The sequence below is a fragment of the Martelella mediterranea genome, from assembly GCF_021021415.1.
In the GTDB taxonomy this organism is placed as follows: Bacteria; Pseudomonadota; Alphaproteobacteria; order Rhizobiales; family Rhizobiaceae; genus Martelella; species Martelella mediterranea_C.
In genome coordinates, this window is the sequence record NZ_JAINWJ010000057.1 from 1 (window position 1) to 14,570 (window position 14,570).

At 61.8% G+C, this 14,570-nt stretch carries 14 protein-coding genes; 6 read left to right on the forward strand and 8 right to left on the reverse strand.

What is annotated here, in order from left to right; all coding sequences use genetic code 11:
- On the forward strand, window positions 1–593 hold a 593-nt coding region (locus K7H91_RS22785; RefSeq protein ID WP_269066471.1), incomplete at its 5' end, for an alpha-ketoglutarate-dependent dioxygenase AlkB.
- 294 nt (window positions 594–887) lie between these two features.
- Here K7H91_RS22785 and K7H91_RS22790 read toward each other — a convergent pair.
- Entirely contained in the window at window positions 888–1,961 is a 1,074-nt protein-coding gene (locus tag K7H91_RS22790; protein WP_230722486.1) for an AbrB family transcriptional regulator, read from the reverse strand.
- A gap of 212 nt (window positions 1,962–2,173) precedes the next feature.
- On the opposite strand from K7H91_RS22790, the gene K7H91_RS22795 reads away from it, so the two are divergent.
- The 3 genes from K7H91_RS22795 (at window position 2,174) to K7H91_RS22805 (ending at window position 5,357) form a co-directional block, all read left to right on the forward strand.
- Window positions 2,174–3,325 carry a CaiB/BaiF CoA transferase family protein gene (locus K7H91_RS22795; RefSeq protein ID WP_230722487.1) on the forward strand — a complete coding sequence of 384 codons (1,152 nt, stop codon included), beginning with the start codon at window positions 2,174–2,176 and terminating at the stop codon, window positions 3,323–3,325.
- Between the two features lie 197 nt (window positions 3,326–3,522).
- Window positions 3,523–4,494, forward strand: a complete 972-nt coding sequence (locus K7H91_RS22800) for a helix-turn-helix domain-containing protein (RefSeq protein ID WP_230722488.1) — start codon at window positions 3,523–3,525, stop codon at window positions 4,492–4,494.
- 155 nt (window positions 4,495–4,649) lie between these two features.
- Entirely contained in the window at window positions 4,650–5,357 is a 708-nt protein-coding gene (locus tag K7H91_RS22805; protein WP_230722489.1) for a carbonic anhydrase, read from the forward strand.
- A gap of 76 nt (window positions 5,358–5,433) precedes the next feature.
- Here K7H91_RS22805 and K7H91_RS22810 read toward each other — a convergent pair whose 3' ends face one another.
- The 7 genes from K7H91_RS22810 to K7H91_RS22835 form a co-directional block, all read right to left on the reverse strand.
- Complete coding sequence (locus K7H91_RS22810; protein ID WP_230722490.1) at window positions 5,434–6,465, reverse strand: aspartate-semialdehyde dehydrogenase; 1,032 nt, start codon at window positions 6,463–6,465, stop codon at window positions 5,434–5,436.
- 114 nt (window positions 6,466–6,579) lie between these two features.
- A complete protein-coding gene (locus K7H91_RS25620; protein WP_269066473.1) occupies window positions 6,580–6,702 on the reverse strand; it encodes a hypothetical protein in 123 nt (40 codons plus the stop codon).
- Between the two features lie 27 nt (window positions 6,703–6,729).
- Window positions 6,730–7,560, reverse strand: coding sequence for a phosphatase PAP2 family protein (locus K7H91_RS22815; RefSeq protein WP_230722491.1), 831 nt, complete (start codon window positions 7,558–7,560; stop codon window positions 6,730–6,732).
- Between the two features lie 157 nt (window positions 7,561–7,717).
- The gene (locus K7H91_RS22820) at window positions 7,718–8,509 is read right to left on the reverse strand and encodes a phosphatase PAP2 family protein (protein ID WP_230722492.1); all 792 of its coding nucleotides are present in this window, start codon (window positions 8,507–8,509) and stop codon (window positions 7,718–7,720) included.
- A 55-nt stretch (window positions 8,510–8,564) separates the two neighbouring features.
- Window positions 8,565–9,680 carry a 3-isopropylmalate dehydrogenase gene (leuB, locus tag K7H91_RS22825; RefSeq protein ID WP_230722493.1) on the reverse strand — a complete coding sequence of 372 codons (1,116 nt, stop codon included), beginning with the start codon at window positions 9,678–9,680 and terminating at the stop codon, window positions 8,565–8,567.
- 136 nt (window positions 9,681–9,816) lie between these two features.
- Window positions 9,817–10,791, reverse strand: a complete 975-nt coding sequence (locus K7H91_RS22830; protein ID WP_230722494.1) for a polysaccharide deacetylase family protein — start codon at window positions 10,789–10,791, stop codon at window positions 9,817–9,819.
- Between the two features lie 194 nt (window positions 10,792–10,985).
- The gene (locus K7H91_RS22835) at window positions 10,986–12,266 is read right to left on the reverse strand and encodes a glycerate kinase type-2 family protein (protein WP_230722495.1); all 1,281 of its coding nucleotides are present in this window, start codon (window positions 12,264–12,266) and stop codon (window positions 10,986–10,988) included.
- Between the two features lie 206 nt (window positions 12,267–12,472).
- Here K7H91_RS22835 and K7H91_RS22840 point away from each other — a divergent pair, with 206 nt between their 5' ends.
- Together K7H91_RS22840 and K7H91_RS22845 are read left to right on the forward strand one after the other, a co-directional pair.
- A complete protein-coding gene (locus K7H91_RS22840) occupies window positions 12,473–13,810 on the forward strand; it encodes a glycosyltransferase family 4 protein (RefSeq protein WP_230722496.1) in 1,338 nt (445 codons plus the stop codon).
- 3 nt (window positions 13,811–13,813) lie between these two features.
- Complete coding sequence (locus K7H91_RS22845; RefSeq protein WP_230722497.1) at window positions 13,814–14,554, forward strand: HAD-IIB family hydrolase; 741 nt, start codon at window positions 13,814–13,816, stop codon at window positions 14,552–14,554.
- The last annotated feature ends 16 nt before the right edge of the window (window positions 14,555–14,570 follow it).

Consider the following 14,570-nt stretch of genomic DNA (forward strand, 5'->3'; position numbering starts at 1 on the left):
GAAACGCCCCAAACTGTTCAGACAAACCGAGCCACCTCTCACCGGGCGCTCGCTATGCTGCCGACTTTATTTCGCGGGTGGAAGAGGGCGAGTTTGAGAAACGGCTCGACGCCGGCGTTTGGAGTGGCGAGCTTAGGCGACGTGTTCAACATTTTGGATATCGCTACAACTACAAAGCGCGTGCTGTCACGTCGGATGCTTATATGGGGGAATTGCCGCAGTGGCTTCAACATCTGGGAAGTCGTCTGGTTGCTGCTGGTTATTTCGATGATCCGCCGGATCAGGTTATAGCGAATGAATACCTGCCGGGACATGGGATCAGTGCGCATGTTGATTGCGAACCGTGTTTCGACGATACGATTGTTTCGCTAAGTTTACTTTCTCAGTGCGAAATGGTTTTCCGAGAAAAGCGCACCGGTACAAAGCTTGCCACGTTGCTTGAACCTCGGTCGGTGATCGTTATGAAGGACGCCGCTCGCTATGCATGGACCCACGAAATCCCAGCTCGAAAATCAGATATGGTTGGCGGAGATAGAGTTGAAAGATCGCGCCGGGTTTCTCTGACCTTTAGGAAAGTCATTCGTTCCCTTTGAAATGTTGAATGTTGGGTCCGGGTGTCACAGGGGAGTCAGAGCCGTTGCGTTTGAATGAGTACATTTGAAACAACTGGGGCAGATCGGAAAGCCCGACCTCAACCAATTCAATGACCTACCGAAACAGTCTGACCACATCTGAGCCTAGATTGCTTGAACACTTTGGCCAAATCATAATCCGGGGGCAAATCCCTCATCCGCTAACAATTCTTCTTCTTATATTTCTCCCTGACGCCCTGAGCATAAGCGGCTCTAAACATAAGTCGCCTGGCTGCGGCGTTCCATGTTTCAGGCTCACTGTCTTGGCGCTATCAGGAAGCGGTAGATCAGGGGCAGGAAGAGGACGGCCGTGAATATCCGGACGATATGGTGGCAGGCGACATAGACCGGGTCGGCGTCGATTGAAATGGCGATCAGGCCCATTTCCGTCACGCCGCCCGGCGCGAAGGCAATGAATCCGACGATCACGGAATTATAGCCAAGCATCGAAACCGTCAGGCCCGCCGCCACCGCCACCGACAGGGAAACGATGATCAGCGGAAGCGACAGCATCACCGATTTGTAGAGCGTGCGCATGTCGACCGCCGCGAACCGTCCGCCAAGGCTGGCGCCGATGACGAGCTGGGTGACCTGGACAAGCGATGTCGGGATCAGGGCGAATGTGAGCCCGGTGGAATGCAGCGCGGCGCTCGCGATCATCGGACCGATCATATTGGCCGCCGGCAGGTGGATCTTGCGGGCGACATAGGCGCCGACGAAGGCGGCGGCCGCCATCAGCAGGGTATCCAGCACTCCGATCGGGTTCACCGCGTCGGGCGTGCTTGCCCCGCTCGCGCTGCCGACAGGATGGCCGACATAGACGGTCAGCAGCAGAGGGATGATGGTGACCGCAAGCGAAATCCGCGCCAGATGCTGCACCACCGTGAGCGTCGGGTCGCCATTGAACCGCTCGCTGATGATCACCGCCTCGACGACGCCGCCCGGCGATGAGGCGAAGAAGGCGGTGGCGCGGTCAAAGCCGCCCAGCCGCTTCAAGAGCATGTAGCTGATCATCTGCGTCACGAGCGCGAACGGAATCACAAGAAGCAGCGACGGCCACCACTTTCCCATATGCATGATCGTCTGCGGCGTGACCTGCGATCCGATCATGAGGCCGATGATGGGAATGAAGATGTTCCGCAGCGGCGTCGGCATCACCGGTATCGCGCCGAAAACCTTCGGCTTGGCCATCGCCACCGCCGCCGCCGCAAAAAGCGGCCCGAGCATCCAGGGCAAGGGCATCCCGGCGGCAACCGCGCCCCCCGCGCCCGCCGCGGCGACCGTAAAGATGACCAGAAGCCGTATGCCGTAAGGCAGGTATTGGATCATCTTCCCGAGCCGCTGCCCCGGGCCTGTAGATGGCGGCTGTCATCCCGGGCCGGGAGACGGGTATTCGACATTTTTTCCATTGCGGCCTCCCCCTTTTCCTTGTCACAACATGCGAAGCGCGGATTTGACAAGACAGCTATTCGAATTTATTTCCGGCTAGACGGTAAATAAGTCAATAGCTGACGGAAAATGCGTCAATCGGAGGTCCTGGAATGCCGGCTCTACCCCTTGAAGGAATCAAAGTCGTCGATTTTTCGCGGGTGCTCGCGGGCCCGCTCGGCACCCAGGTTCTCGGAGACCTTGGCGCCGACGTGATCAAGATCGAGCATCCCGAGCGCGGCGACGACACGCGCGACTGGGGGATCCGCCTCGGCGAAACCGAAACGACCTATTACTACGCCTTCAACCGCAACAAGCGCTCGGTCGCGCTCGATCTCGGCGATCCGGACATGGTCGAGGCGGCGCGCGCACTAGTCGCAGATGCCGATGTCGTCGTGGAAAATTTCAAGCAGGGCGGGATGGAGCGCTTCGGCCTCGGTTTCGAGGACCTGCTGAAGATCAATCCCCGGATCATCTATTGCTCGATTGCCGGCTATGATCGGTCCGGCGAAGAGGCGAAGCGTTCGGGCTACGATCTGGTGGTCCAGGGCGAAAGCGGCCTGATGGCGATCAATGGCGAGGCCGGGCGTCCGCCGCTGAAATTCGGCGTCGCGGTCGTCGACATGTTTACCGGCATGTACGCGGCCCAGGCGATTCTGGCGGCACTGGTGCAGGTGCAACGGACCGGACAGGGCCGCCGCATCGACCTCTCGCTCTATGATTGCGGCGTCACGCTCAGCGCCTATTACGGGCTCGATGCCCTGGTGATGAAATCCGACCCGCCGCGCTACGGCAACGCGCACCCCTCGATCGTGCCCTATGGCGTGTTCGACGCGGCCGACGGACCGCTCGTCATCGCGGTCGGCAACAACCGACAGTTCAGGTCGTTGTGTAACGATGCGCTCGGACGCGCGGATATGGCCGATGACCCACGCTATGCCACGAACATCCTGCGATCGCAGCACCGTGATGCGCTGATCCCAGAACTGGAACGCGAACTGCTCAAACACAACCGCGCGGACCTACTGCATACGCTGTCGGCGGCCGGCATTCCGTGCGGCGAGGTCCTGGGGCTCTACGAAGCACTGACCCATCCGCGCACCGCGGCCTCCGAGATGGTGGTCACCCACCGAAACCCGCAAGGAGACGACATCGCCTTCACCGCCCCGCCCTGGCGTATCGACGGCGAACGCTGCCCCGTTCGCCCACCGCCGACCCTCGGGGAACATACCGTCGAGGTTCTCGCCAGCCTGAAGAAGGACTGATCGACCGTTGATGGTCGGGTGGCGGAATTTCCTCGGCCTTTGTCTTGGATTGGCAAGTTCGCCATAGCGCATATAGGCCGCCCTTCTCTCTCAATCTTATGCTATTCTTCTGATGGAGGTCCCGGTCGATCGCTGTCCTTCCGGTCTTGCCGCGGCGGCGCCGTTGACAGAGGATCGATCGGCGGAGGGATGCGGGTATGGCCGATAGCGTAACGATGGCGCCGATCGTGCGATCGTCGGTGCTGACATGCGCGGCCGATCAGGCCGCGATGCAGCCTTGGATCGACATGGAGTGTTTTCAACTCGGCCGCGGCAAAACCGTCTGTCGCATGGAAACGATCGACCTCGGAAACCAGCAGGTCGTGCATGAGGATCAGGCTGCATCGGTCCAGAAGATCGGCAAAACGCCGGCCAATCTGTGTACGCTTTCCTATTGCACCCCGGACCAGGCATTCCGGTTTTCCGATCAGGGCATCAACCACCCGGATACCGTGTTTTTCCTGCCGGAGCACACATGTTTCGATCTTTACGTGCCAGCCGGCACGCGCACGACCTATATCAGCTTCGATCAGGCCGCCTTTATCCGAGGAGCACGGATACTCAACCCGCGAGGCTGGGAGGAGGCGCCGGAGACGATCCGGTCATGGACCACGCCCTCGAAAGGGGGGCTCGCCGCAGATATCATGGCCTTCACTGACCAGGCAGCCCCTGAGCGCGGCACGCCATGCGACAACGCGATGATCAGGGACCTGCTGCTGCAATCCGCCCTGCAGGTGGCCGCCCAGAGCGAGGGCTTCGAGGGCCTTTCGCGTGCCGCACGCGCCCGCGCCTTTGCCGTTTGCAGCCTCGCGCGCGCCTATATAGAAAGCTGCGTGGAAAGCGACCGACTGCCGACGATCGTGGATATCTGCGCGGCCACCGGCGTCTCGCAACGCCGGCTGCAATATGCGTTTCACGAATATATCGGCATGTCGCCCAATACCTATCTGCGTTTGCTGCGCCTCAACCGGGCGCGTGCGGCGCTTGCCGCGGCCAGCCCGCGTCAGACGACGGTGACGCGGGTGGCGATGCAGCACGGCTTCCTGCATTTCGGCCGTTTCTCGGGCGATTACAGGCGCATCTTCGGCGAAACGCCGTCGGTCACGCTCGCAGCTTGCCGCCGGAACTGATTTTCCGCAATTTTGCGGAAATCGGATAGCCAATAATAGCTGTCGCTGTAAGCGTATCACGGCAATCAGAAAACTGCACTTGCCGGTCCTGCAGGATCGGTAAACCAACAGGGTCAGAGCGGCCGCATCGCGCGCCGCAGCAGGAGGATAATGCCATGTGCGATCAATGCGATAGAGGAACACTCGGCCGTCGCGGCCTATTGATGGGCGGTTTGGCGCTTTCGCTTGCGGTTCCGTTTGGCGGGCGCGCTTTCGCGCAAACTACGGCCACCCCGCCGACTTCCCCCGATGAGGCGATCCAGCGCCTGATGGACGGCAATGCGCGCTATGTCGCCAATACGCCGAACAATGCCGACCACTCGGTGACGCGCAACACCAGGGCTGCCGGCCAGTCGCCCTTTGCCGCGATCGTCGCCTGCGCGGATTCGCGCGTGGTGCCGGAACTGATCTTCGATCAGGCGCCGGGCGATCTGTTCGTCGTACGCGTCGCCGGAAATTTCCTGAGTGAGGACGGCATTGCCAGCCTTGAATTCGCGGCCGCCGTTCTCGGCGTTCAGGCCGTCATGGTTCTCGGCCACACCAGTTGCGGGGCGATACGCGCGACCATCGATTCGATCCGCGATAACGAACTGCCGCCGGGCCATCTGCCGAGCCTGGTCAATGCCATCCGGCCCGCCGTCTACAACGCCATGCAGCAGAACCCCGAGGATCTGCTTGCCGCTGCTACTGCGGAAAACGCGGTCTATAACGCCCGGATTGCCGCGGAAACCGGACCAATTCTCAGCGACATGAACGGATCGGGCGCGGTGAAATCGCTGGCCGGCGTATACGATATCGCGACCGGCAAGGTGGAATTTCTGTAAAGCCGACCGAACATCCCTGAAAACACAAACGGCGCCGGGAGAAATCCCGGCGCCGTTTGCTATTCGGGAGAAGGCATCACGCCATGGCGCGCGGCTTCACCAGGTTGCGCTCCACCAGCAACTCCGCGATCTGGATCGCGTTCAGCGCGGCGCCCTTGCGCAGATTGTCGGCGACCACCCACATGGCAAGGCCATTCTCGACGGTCGCATCCTCGCGGATGCGGGAGATGAAGGTGGAGTCCTCGCCGGCGCATTCGACCGGCGTCATGTAACCGCCGTCCTCATGCTTGTCGATCACCTGGCAGCCGGGCGCCTCGCGCAGGATGTCGCGGGCCTCATCGGCGGTGATTTCCTTTTCGAACTCGATATTGACCGATTCCGAATGGCCGATGAACACCGGCACGCGCACGGCAGTGCAGGTGACCCTGATCTTCGGGTCGAGCATCTTCTTGGTCTCGGCCAGCACCTTCCATTCTTCCTTGGTGTAGCCGTCTTCCATGAAGCTGTCGATGTGCGGGATCACGTTGAAGGCGATGCGCTTGGTGAACTTCTTGCTCTCGATCGGGTCGGCCACGAACACGGCGCGGGTCTGGTTGAACAGCTCGTCCATGCCGTCCTTGCCGGCGCCCGAAACGGACTGATAGGTCGAAACCACAAGCCGTTTGATCGTGGCGCGATCATGCAGCGGCTTCAGCGCGACGACGAGCTGGGCGGTCGAGCAGTTCGGATTGGCGATGATGTTGCGCTTGCGGAAACCCTCGATCGCATCCGGATTGACCTCCGGCACGATCAGCGGCACGTCGGCGTCGTAGCGCCAGGCCGAGGAATTGTCGATGACGACGCAGCCGGCCGCGCCGATCTTCGGCGACCATTTCTGCGAGATCGAACCGCCGGCCGACATCAGGCAGATATCGGTGTCGGAAAAATCATGGTTTTCGAGGTTCTTCACCTTCAGCGTCTTGTCGCCGTAGGAGACTTCCGTGCCGACGGAACGGCTGGAGGCAAGCGCCACGACCTCATCGGCGGGAAAGCCGCGTTCTTCGAGGATGGACAGCATTTCGCGCCCGACATTGCCGGTGGCGCCCACGACTGCAATCTTGAAACCCATGATGATAAGCTCTCTTTCGTTTCTCTCCTCGAAAATCGCGGGAGTGGAAGAGCGGCCGAAACGGCATCTTCCCGTCCCCGGCCGAACCGGGGAGAGAGCGGTAGGCCAGGAACGTCAGACGGTTTTCGTCGTCGTTTTCTTGGCTGTTTTCATGAAACTGCGGGAAGGCGAAATCCGGCCGCCGGCGCGGGGCGCCAGGGCAACATCAGCAGCAATGTGACGCGCAAAGAGCGGCATATTCGGCTTTTCCTTCTACCGCGAAGGCTAATGGCCCTTTTGCGTGGTCAAGTCAAGGTCTGTTTGGGGCGCTGCAGGATGCGGATGCTTGCGCATGAATTCCGGCTTCAGCGCGGAAAAGCAGTTGCGTGGCACCGGCCAGCCGTGGGGGTCGATGTTGAACACCATGCGATAGCGCGAAAAGATGATCGCAGTCAGATAGGTACACCAACTGCCAAAGGCCAGACCCGCAATGACATCGCTCGGATAATGCGCACCAACGATGGTGCGACTCATGGCGGTGCAGACCGCAAGGCTGAAAAACAGCACGCGATGACGGGGCATGAAAAACGCCGCCGCTGTGAAGATCGCCGCAACCGTGGTGGCATGTCCGGATGGGAAGCTCGCGAATCTACTCGCGAAGCTTAGCGGGTCGAATGAGAACGGGCCGATCTGATGGTAGATCAGCATATTCGGCCGCGGTCTGCCGATAAGCCCCTTCAGAACGTTCACCGCAAGTCCCGAAAAGGCGACAGATACGAACATGAAGCTCGCCGCCTGCGCCAGGAATACGCCTTTTGCGCGCGCGCGCAAATCGCTAAGATCAGCCGTTCCGGCCGCCGCCATACCCAGGCAAAACACCACAAAACTGGCGATCAGAATCCATTCCGATTGGCCGAAATGGGTGATGAATTCACCAAAGTCCACAATCTGACGGGGAAGGTCATTGGCCATCAAGCCGACCGGATAATCGAAAACTGCGAAGGCCACAAACAACAACCCCGCAACTCCGACCATAAAGCCACGCCAATGTGTGCAGGGCCACGGCTGATCTTTCAGTTTTCTGCGCTTACAAAACCAGCGATAGCGCTCCGACATTCCACCCCCTGCGGTTCACCTCAAAGCCGTATTTTTTGTAATATTATCTACTTGCTCGGCCTATAGCGTAAGATACACTAACCGACATACCACTTCAACGCCCAGCCGCCGAGGCCGGCGAGCGTCGCCTTTCTACTCTCCGTTCATCACAGAAAAATTACGACCGCAATCGGTCGCGCAGGCGCGGACGCGGTCGACGCACCGGCAGGCCCCGTTCCTGCACGGCGAACAGCAGCCGGTAGCGGGCGAAGACGCAGGCCACGAGCACCGAAATCCAGGCGCCGTAGAACAGCCCCGCCGAGACATCGCTCGGATAATGCGCGCCGACAGCGATGCGTGCGAAGCCGAAGAAGATGGCGAAGGCGGCGAAGAACGGCCCAAGCCGTGGATAGAGCAGCGCCAGCCCGGCGAAGATCGCGCCCGATGTCGTCGAATGGCCGGAGGGAAAGCTTGCGTAATCATAGGCCCAGACGCCGACATTGAAGTGCAGGTCGCCGACCGTATCGAACAGCGTTGGACGCGCCCGGCCGATCAGACGCTTGACGACATTGACGGTGGCGCTGGCGAGCGCCACGGAACAGAACAGATAAAAGCCCTGATGCAGCACCAGCGCGGCGCGGAATTTCGCGCGCGGGCTGGCAAGGCAGGCGATAGCGACATAGGCGAGGACGGTCACAGTCCCGCTGGCACCCAATATCCACGGCGCGGTGGTGACGTCGGTCAGCCGCGCGGCGAAATCCTGAAACCGCGATGACATCGTGTCGCGCGCCGAGGCCACCGGACCGTCAAGCGTCGCCATGCACAACAGCGCCAGCGTCGCGGCAGGCAGAAGAAACCAGGGCCAGCAGGTGGCGGAAAGGCGGAAGGTCTCATGCGCAACGCGCCGCTTCCAGAAAAGCGGCGGCATGCGGATACCGGTTTTGGGAAGGTCTTCGCGGGTCTCGTTCATCCCGACAAGATAGCGCGGCGACGGCGGTTATAAACCCCACCGCCGGCCCTCATCTTCAAACGCCGAGCGTGGCAGCGAAGGCGGCGACCACGGCATCGCCCATTTCGCTGGTGCCGACCTTGCGGCAGCCCGGCGCCATGATGTCGCCGGTGCGCAGTCCGTCATCGAGCACCTTGGCGATCGCGGCGTCGAGCGCTTCCGCCTCTTCGATCATGTTGAACGAATAGCGCAGGCACATGGCGAACGAGGCGAGCATGGCGAGCGGATTGGCAACGCCCTGCCCTGCTATATCGGGGGCCGAGCCGTGAACCGGCTCATACATCGCCTTGCGCTTGCCGGTGACGGCATCTTCCGCGCCGAGCGAGGCGGACGGCAGCATGCCGAGCGAGCCGGTCAACATCGCGGCCACATCCGAGAGCATGTCGCCGAACAGGTTGTCGGTGACGATCACGTCGAACTGCTTGGGCGCGCGCACGAGCTGCATGCCGCCGGCATCGGCCAGCATGTGCGACAGCTCGACATCGGCGAACTTTTCCTTGTGAACGCGCGTCACGACCTGGTTCCAGAACAGGCCGGACTTCATCACGTTGCGCTTTTCCATCGAGCAGACGCGGTTGCCGCGGGTGCGCGCCAGTTCAAAGGCGACGGCGGCGATGCGCTCGATCTCGTAGGTATCGTAGACCTGGGTGTCGATCGCGCGCTGCTGACCATTGCCGAGGTCGATGATTTCCTTCGGCTCGCCGAAATAGACGCCACCGGTGAGCTCGCGCACGATCAGGATATCGAGGCCTTCGACCAGTTCAGGCTTCAGCGAGGACGACGCCGCAAGCGCCGCATAGCAGATCGCCGGGCGCAGATTGGCGAAGAGTTCGAGATCCTTGCGAAGGCGCAGAAGGCCTGCTTCGGGGCGCACGTCATAGGCGACATTGTCCCATTTGGGACCACCGACGGCGGCGAACATCACCGCATCGGCCGCCATCGCCCGCGCCATGTCGTCGTCGGAGATCGCCTTGCCGTGAGCGTCATAGGCCGCGCCGCCGACAAGCCCGCGCTCGATTTCAAAACCCGCGCTGGCCTTGTCGTTCAAAAGGCTGATGACCTTGACGAATTCCTCGGTGATTTCCGGGCCGATGCCGTCGCCGGGCAGAAGAAAGAGTTTACGATGGCTCATGATGCCTCCCTCGGTGCTTGTTGGCCGCGCGCCATCCGGGATGTCGGCGCCTCTGGCGGGCCGAGGCGGTTCTAGACCGCAGGATCGCGCATTTCAAGGCGGTTGAACGCCGTTGCGGTACGTGCGCGCACGAAAGCTATCGCCGGGGATTTGTCTGGAGCCGCGCCACCAGCGTATCGTCCTTCTGCGGCGGGGCGCCGTATTTAAGCTGCACCACCTTGTAGCCGCCCTCCTCCAGCCGCGCGAGCAGCGGGCTGATGGCGCGGGCCGTGCGGCCCTGCAGATCATGCATCAGCACAATGCCGCCGCCACGGGCCTCCAGTCCGCGCATCACCCGCTCCACCAGTTGCTCGGTGGTCGCTTCACGATAATCGAGGGAATCGACATCGGCGCCGACAGGGATCAGGCCGCGGCTGGCAAGCGCGCGGTCGAGCCATTCGTTTTCGGCGAGATAGGGAAAGCGGAAGAAATGCGGCGTTTCGCCGGTCGTCTCCTCCACAACCGCCCTGCCCTTGTCGATATTGGCGACGGCCGCATCATGGCCAAGCGCGGGCAGATAGGGGTGCGACCAGGTGTGGGTGGCGATCGTATGGCCAGCCGCCGAAACCTGCACTGCCGTCTCCGGATAATAATGCGCCATCTGACCGACCATGAAGAACAGGCCCTTGACGCCATAAGCATCGAGCGCATCCAGCACCACATTGGTGCGGCCGGGCACCGGGCCGTCATCGAAGGTCAGCACCACTTCGAGCGGCGCCAGCGTGATATCGCGGGTCTCATCCAGATAGATCGTGCGGCCCGCGAGCGGATGGTGTTCCGGGCGGCCGTCCTCGCCAAGGCTGATGGTCATGACCTGCGTGCCGCGATCGGCGCCGTCGACAATGCGCGAATGGATGGAGCCAAGCTGCAACGGCGCTTCTTCTATCGGCATGATCTCCCCGATCGAACCCGTGGTGATGACCTCGATCGCGTTTGGCGCTTCGGAAAGAACGCGCGCCGGAGCCGGCAGCAGCGCGGTCTTGAGGATGGTGGTATCGCGCTCCCCGTTGGAGGCGCAGGAAGCGAGCGCGAGAACGCAAAGGCCTGCAAGACCGGTTACAAAACGACGCATTGGTAATCCACTTCAACCAACCAGGTGCCGGACGCGCATCGCGGGATTCGCCGCGCGGGCTCTCGCAAAAAATGTGCGAATATGGTTACCAAAGCGTAAAATGAAGCAAACATTCAGCCGGCCGCGCCGCGATTTCGCGCGCACGAACCGCCGGCGCGCGGCAAGCGCGCCGGTTCCGCGATGCGGGCTGCAATTCAGAGAATCAAAATTGCCCGGAAATCGTTGACATTGGTCAGCGTCGGTCCGGTGATGACCTGGTCGCCCAGCGCCTCGAAAAAGCTGTGGCCGTCATTGTCAGCGAGCGAGGCGCGGGCATCGAGGCCGAGCGATCGCGCGCGGTCGAGCGTGTCCGGCCCGATCACGGCGCCGGCCACCTCTTCGCGACCGTCAACGCCGTCGGTATCGCCGGCAAGGGCGTGGACGCCCTCAAGCCCGTTGAGTTCGACGGCAAGCGAGAGCAGGAACTCGACATTGCGGCCTCCCCGCCCCTCGCCCTTCACGGTCACGCTGGTTTCGCCGCCGGAAAGGATGATCGCGGGCCGTTTGGCGGGCACATCGTGATGGACGACGGAGCCGGCGATACCGGCATGGACGATGCCGACATCCTTGGCCTCGCCCTCGATCGTATCGCCAAGCACCAGCACGTCAAGACCGGCCTCGCGCGCCGCGTCGGCTGCCGCCTCCAGCGACATGAACGGGGTGGCGATGATGTGGTTCTCCGCCCGCGCAAGGCGCGGATCGTCGGGCGCCACGCAACGCGCCGCCTCGGTATCGAGATGGCGGGCGACATGATCGGGCAGATCGATGGCGTAGCGCTTCAGGATTGCCTTCGCGTCCTCGACCGTGGTCGTCTCGCCGACCGTCGGGCCCGAGGCGATGATCGCCGGATCGTCGCCCGGCACGTCGGAAATCAGCAGCGTGTGGCAGCGCGCGGGGTGGATCGCGGCGGCCAGCCTGCCGCCCTTGATCGCTGACAGGTGCTTGCGCACGCAATTAACCTCGTCGATCGCCGCCCCGCAGCGCAACAGCGCCTTGTTGACGGCGATCTTGTCAGCGAGCGTCACGCCCTCCGGCGGCAGCGACAGCAGCGCCGAACCACCGCCGGAGATCAGCACGATCACCAGATCGTCCGCCGTCAAATCCGAAACGGTTTCCAGAATGCGTTTCGCCGCCTTCTCGCCGGCTTCATCGGGCACGGGATGGGAGGCGGAGAGAATCTCGATATGCTTGCAGGGCGCTTCATGGCCGTAGCGGGTGACGACGACGCCTTCGAGCGACCCTTCCCAGCAGGCCTCCAGCGCCTCCGCCATGCGCGCCGATCCCTTGCCGGCCCCGACCACGATCGTGCGGCCCTTCGGCGGCTCCGGCAGATACCGCGCAAGCTGTTTCATCGGATCAGCGGCGGCCACGGCAACATCGAAAAGCCTGCGCAGAAACGCGTCGGGGTTGTCCTGGAAGCTGGCGGAGGAATTCATAGGGGTTTTCCTTATGCGTCTGTTCCCCTATGTTCCACATATCCTCGGATCGCTCAAGTTTGTGTGGAACACTTCGCGCGGGTTGTGCGTTCGGAGAAAGGCGGGTCGTGCGCCCGTTCGATTCTTTTCGCCCTCCTCCCGGCAACCATGACAGAACCGAGCCCGCGCCGACACGCCACGCTTTATTTTGCAAGGAAGGATTGAAGATGGCAGACAAGAACGGGTCCGATAAGTATCCCAATATCGCGCTTGTTTCCACCCATGGATATGTTGCCGCAGATCCGCCGCTTGGCGCCGCCGATACCGGCGGACAGGTCGTCTACATCCTGGAACTTTCGAAAAAACTCGCCCAGCTCGGCTTCTCGGTCGATATCTATACCCGCCGGTTCGAGGATCAGCCGGAGATCGACGAGGTCGACGAACGCGTCCGGGTTGTGCGCATCCCCTGCGGCGGCAAGGAATTCATTCCCAAGGAATATCTCTACAAGCACCTGCTGGAATGGAGCGAGAATGCGCTGCGCTACATGCGCGAGCACGATCTCCATTACACCTTCATCAATTCCCACTACTGGGACGCCGGCTATGCGGGCCTCCGGCTCGCCGAAGCGCTCCACATCCCGCATCTCCACACCCCGCATTCGATCGGCCTGTGGAAGAAGCGGACGATGGAGACCGACTATCCCGACAAGAAGGAACAGTTCGAAAAGGACTTCAACTTCACCGAGCGGATCAAGCACGAAAACAAGATCTACCGCGCCTGCGACAGCGTGATCGCGACGACGCCGCTCCAGGTCGACATGCTGGTGGAGGATTACGGGATCCGCGAGGACCGGGTCTACATGATCCCGCCGGGTTACGACGACAACCGCTTCTATCCGGTCTCCGGCGCCACCCGCAACATGCTGCGCGAGAATTTCGGCTTCAAGGGCAAGACCGTGCTGGCGCTCGGCAGGCTCGCCACCAACAAGGGCTATGACCTGTTGATCCAGGCCTTCTCGGTGATGGCCGAGCGGGTTCCCGATGCCGAGCTACAGCTTGCCGTCGGCGGCGAGGACATGGACGAACTCGAAACCAAAATCCTGAACGAGCTCAAGGCGCTGGTGAAGGAACTGGGGCTTGAGGACAAGGTCCATTTCTCCGGCTATGTCTCCGACGACGATCTGCCGGATATCTATCGCGCGGCCGACATGTTCGTGCTTTCAAGCCGTTACGAGCCCTTCGGCATGACCGCGATCGAGGCGATGGCATCGGGCACGCCGACGGTGGTGACCACCAATGGCGGGCTCTACCGCGCGATCAGCTTCGGCCGTCACGCGCTGTTTGCCGACACGTTCGACAAATACGATCTCGGCATCATGATGATGAAGCCGTTCAAGCATCAGCGGCTCTATAATCGCCTGGCTCGCATGGGCGCGCACAAGGCCCGCAGCCTGTTCACCTGGACCGGTATCGCCCAGCAATTGATCTCGCTGGTCGAGGGCCGCCCGATGCGGCAGTCGCTGCAGGACAGCGACTGGGCCGAACCCTGGAATGACGGCGACTGAGCGATGGCCATCAGACTTTTCTCCTCCGATCTCGACGGCACGCTTGTCGGCGACCACGGCTCGACGGAACGCTTCCGCCGGGCCTTCGAGGCCGTGCCCGAGGCCGAACGGCCGCTCTTGGTCTACAACAGCGGGCGGCTCGTCGACGATATCCGCGAACTGATCGACATGGTCGGCCTGCCCGAGCCCGATTTCCTGATCGGCGGCGTCGGCACCATGGCGCATGACCACCGCAACGGCCTGCCCATCGGCGGCTTCGATGATTTCATCGGCACCGCCTTCGATGTCGAGACGGTCGAGCGGATCATGTCCAATATCCCCGACGTGATCCGCCAGCCGGAGCGCTACCAGCACGGCTACAAGTCAAGCTGGTATCTGCAAAACGCCAAGAAGGGCCGATTGCGGGCCATCGAGGATGCGCTGACCGCAAAGGGGCTCGAGGTCAAGCTGATCTACTCGTCGAAGCGCGATCTCGACATCTTGCCGAAGAATGCCGACAAGGGCGCCTGCCTTTCATGGCTTTGCCAAAAACTCGACATCGCCCATGATGACGTCGTGGTTGCCGGCGACACCGGCAATGACAGCGCGATGTTCACGGTCCCCGAGGTGCGCGGCATCATCCCGGCCAACGGCCATGACGACCTGCGGGCGCTTGCCAAGGACAATGACCGTATCTATCAGGCCCGCGGCGAAATCGCCGACGGCGTGATCGAGGGTCTGAGGCATTTCGGGGTCGCGATTTAGCGCGGTCCACGCAACC